Below are 3,805 nucleotides of genomic sequence, written 5' to 3' on the forward strand. Positions count from 1 at the left end.
TGTCTGTCCTGCACCCCAACCAAACCGAAAGAACGGGACAAGAGCAATGACCCAGCACATGAAGACACCGCCGATCGTTTCGCAGGACGCCTGGGAAGGCGCGTACGAAGAGATGCTCGTAAAGGAAAAGGCCCTCACCCGTGCCCGCGACGCGCTGGCCGCGGAACGTCGCCGCATGCCATGGACGCTTGTCGAGAAGGACTATGTGTTCGACGGCCCAAACGGCAAGGCGAGCTTGCTCGACCTGTTCGAAGGCCGCCGGCAACTGATCATCTATCGCGCCTTCTTCGAGCCGGGCGTCTATGGCTGGCCGGAGCACGCCTGCCGCGGCTGCTCGCTCGGCGCCGACATGGTCGGCAATCTCGCCCATCTCAACGCCCGCGACACCACGCTCGCCTATGCCTCGCGGGCGCCGCAGGCCGACATTCAGCGGGTGAAGCAGCGGATGGGCTGGGAGCTGCCCTGGTACACCATCACCGACAGCTGGGATAAGGATTTCGGCGTCGACGAATGGCATGGCCACAACGTCTTCATCCACGACGGCGACCGCATCTTCCGCACCTATTTCGTCAACAACCGCGGCGACGAGGCTTTCGGCACCGTGTGGAGCTACCTCGACGTCACCCCGCTCGGCCGCCAGGAGGTGTGGGAGGACTCGCCCGAAGGCTATCCGCAGACCCAGACCTACAAATGGTGGAACTGGCACGACAACTACGAAGAGGGTGCCGCCCCCGACCAGAGATGGGTCGAAGTGTCGGACGTCGGCGAGGCGGCGTTCCGCAACAAGAGCGCCTGAGTGTGAAGCGACTCTGGCGGTGCCAGCCGCACCGCCGGAGCCGATCTCTCTCCACGCGTCCGCAGGAATCCCGCCAGTTTGAAAGGTGGCAAAGATGAGCATCGACAATCCCGCCCCTGGCCCGGCCGTCCCGAGCGGCTTCGGCCTCGCCGACTGGCTCAGCCTTGCGGCGGCGCCGACCTTCGCAATCATGGCGCTGCTGACAGCCGCCTATGGCGGCCATGACATGATGTGCATGCCCGGCCCCGGTGCCTCGATGCTGAGCGGCATGGTACCGATGTATCTTTTGATGGCCGCCTTCCATCTGGCGCCCTGGCTGCGGCTAGTGGCGCGGCGGGCGTGAGATTTCGCATCGCGGCCAATGACCGCCGTACCGGCCCAAGTGCCCGCTAAGCGCCAGCGACGAGTTGCCACCGGGTCTCGAATGACCGGAGTGGGGCCGACAGCGCACTGACAGCTTCAGGCTGCAAATCTTCAAGAGCGGACATTACGCTAGGCGTTAGCATTGTCATGACCTGACCCCATCACGATGTTCACTCCGGCCAGTGGATGTCGGGATTTGGCGTGCGATTACCTCAGCCAACTGCACCGCAACAACATCCAAGACACTCGCGCTTGCCGAAGGGGCTGTCGGCACTGACTGGATTAGCGTAAGCTAATGTCCACAAGGGGTGCGCACATGCACCGTGTCATCGCCATAGCGATCGTGGTTCTCGCGGCCGTGTTCGGTTCCGCGAGGGCTGAGGTGCTGATCGGGGTCTCGTCTGCGATGACAGGACGGCTTGCCTGGATCGGCGAGCAGGGACAGCGCGGCGCCGAGATGGCGGTGGCCGACGTCAACGCCGCGGGCGGCGTGCTTGGCCAGAAGGTGAGGCTCATCTCGGTCGACGATTTCTGCGATCCCGAGCAAGCGGTCGCGGCCGCCCGGAAGCTGGTGGCTGACGGGGTGGTGCTCGTCGTCGGGCATTTTTGCTCCGGGGCCTCGATCCCCGCATCAAAAGTGTACGAGGAGGCGGGCATCGTCGAAATATCCCCAGGCTCGACCAATCCGCAACTGACCGAACAGGGCCGTCGCAATGTCTTCCGCACCATTGGCCGCGACGACGCGCAAGGGTTCATCGCCGGCAACTACCTTGCCGATCGCTGGGGCGACAAGAAGATTGCAATCCTTCACGACAATTCGACCTACGGGAAGGGTCTCGCCGACGAGACCAGGAAGCAGCTGAACAAACGGGGCGTGACCGAAGCTGTCTACGACGCATACGCGCCCGGGAAGGACGACTATTCAGCCGAGGTCGCTGCATTGCAGAGCGCCGGCGTCTCAGCCTTGTATGTGGGTGGTTATCATGCCGACGTTGGGCTGATTGCTCGCGCCGCACACGACCGCGGCTACACGGTTCAGCTCATATCCGGAGATGCCTTGGCTACCGAGGAATTCGCCCTGATCGCAGGCCCAGCGGCGGAGGGAACCCTGTTCACCTTCCCGGCGGACCCGCGGCGAAATGCCGGCGCAGCCGCGATCGTGGAGCAGTTCCGTGCGGAGAACTTCGAGCCGGCGGGCTACACGCTGTTGAGCTACTGCGCGGTCCAGGTCTGGGCCCAGGCGGTCGCGAAGGCAGGTTCGCTGGAGCCGAAGGCGGTCATCGCGACACTGCGCGAACAGGAGTTCGACACCGTCATTGGCCGCGTCGATTTCGACGACAAGGGTGACCTCACGAGGCAGAGCTGGGTTTGGTACGTCTGGCGCGGCGGGGAGTACGTGCCGGTTGAATAGGGTTCGCCGAATGCGTGCCCCTGAGACGTCTAGTCCGATGCAGACCAGTGTGGCTGGATTGTACCGACTCACAGCGATGCTTGAACGCCTCGGCATACGCGGCCGGCTGCTGTTCGCCTTTTTCGGGATCAGCGCCCTTGCGGTGCTGGCAACTGCTGCGGCGCTTTATGCCTTCCTCCAAGTCGGCGACGTCGTCGACCGAATCACCACGGATCGGGTGCCGTCGGCGCTAGCCTCCCTCCAACTGTCGCGCCAGGCCGAGCGGGTCGCTGCTGCCGCGCCATCGGTGCTGGCGGCGACGAGCAGGTCTCAGCACAGCGAGGTCTCGGCTGCCGTCGCGCTCGAGATGTCCCGCCTCGAGGCGCTGCGCACCGACCTCAGGGACGCCACGCTGGGCACAGTGCCTTTGGCCGAAATCGAGGAAGCCGCGGTTGTTCTGAGGCGCAATCTGAAGGAGCTCGACTCCCTGGTCATCGCCCGGCTCGATGTGGTCGCCCGCAAGGAGGAACTCCTGAACCGCCTCGCCGCGACGACGACCGGGAGCCACCGCCTTCTTGCCACCGGCATCCTGGTGATGGATTCCAGGCTGCCGCAATGGCGGGCGGTCGCGGCCGACACGTCACTGTCGCCCGATCGACGCGCAGCGGCAATGGCCGACATGGTCCAGGCGATTGCGGCTTACATCCCCCAGCAAAAGGCGCTGCTGGATATTTCGGCGGTCAACGACGCGCTGGTGAAGGCCGCGACCGCGCCGTCGCAGGGCGACCTGGCGTTGATCCTGTTTCCGCTGCGCCGCTCGCTTGCCGCTCTCGAAACGGCTTCCTCGGAGATCGACGAAAAGCTGCGGACCCGTTTCCGGCAACGGGTGGACGAACTCAAGGCACTAACCGATGGTGAGAACAGCATCCCGAAGGCCCGGGAAGAGGAACTTGCGGTCCTCGCGCAGGGCGAAAAGCTGCTGGCCGAAAACAATCGGCTGTCGCGCAGTCTCACCGCTGCGGTCGACCGTCTTGTCGCAGCAGCGGACCGCGAGATCGCTGCCTCCGGTCGCGAAGCCGCGCTCGTCCAGCACTACGGCACCGGAGTTGTCCTCGGCTCCGCCTTGCTCAGCCTGTTGAGCTCGGTTCTGGTCGTCTGGCTCTATGTCGACCGCAGCCTCCTCGCCCGTCTGGGCGCGGTGAGCCAGGGCATGCTCGCCATCGCGGGCGGCGATCTTCGTGCGCCGCTGCCGGCCG

The 3,805-nt window shown here is 64.9% G+C and carries 2 protein-coding genes and 2 pseudogenes; all 4 read left to right on the forward strand.

The window, feature by feature from the left end:
- Positions 1 to 46 precede the first annotated feature (46 nt).
- Positions 47 to 796, forward strand: coding sequence for a DUF899 domain-containing protein (locus tag EN781_RS28185; protein ID WP_126055090.1), 750 nt, complete (start codon positions 47 to 49; stop codon positions 794 to 796).
- Positions 797 to 944: 148 nt separating this feature from the next.
- Positions 945 to 1,139: pseudogene (locus tag EN781_RS35570) on the forward strand (hypothetical protein); the annotation flags it as partial.
- Between the two features lie 336 nt (positions 1,140 to 1,475).
- Complete coding sequence (locus tag EN781_RS28195) at positions 1,476 to 2,570, forward strand: branched-chain amino acid ABC transporter substrate-binding protein (protein ID WP_126055091.1); 1,095 nt, start codon at positions 1,476 to 1,478, stop codon at positions 2,568 to 2,570.
- Between the two features lie 76 nt (positions 2,571 to 2,646).
- Positions 2,647 to 3,805: pseudogene (locus EN781_RS28200) on the forward strand (guanylyl cyclase); the annotation flags it as partial.

It is taken from the genome of Mesorhizobium sp. M4A.F.Ca.ET.090.04.2.1 (genome assembly GCF_003999085.1).
GTDB lineage: Bacteria > Pseudomonadota > Alphaproteobacteria > Rhizobiales > Rhizobiaceae > Mesorhizobium.

Excerpts from the sequence above, each read along its gene's own strand:
- EN781_RS28185 (WP_126055090.1), top strand. The coding sequence starts at position 47 with ATGACCCAGCACATGAAGACACCGCCGATCGTTTCGCAGGACGCCTGG.
- EN781_RS28195 (WP_126055091.1), top strand. The coding sequence starts at position 1,476 with ATGCACCGTGTCATCGCCATAGCGATCGTGGTTCTCGCGGCCGTGTTC.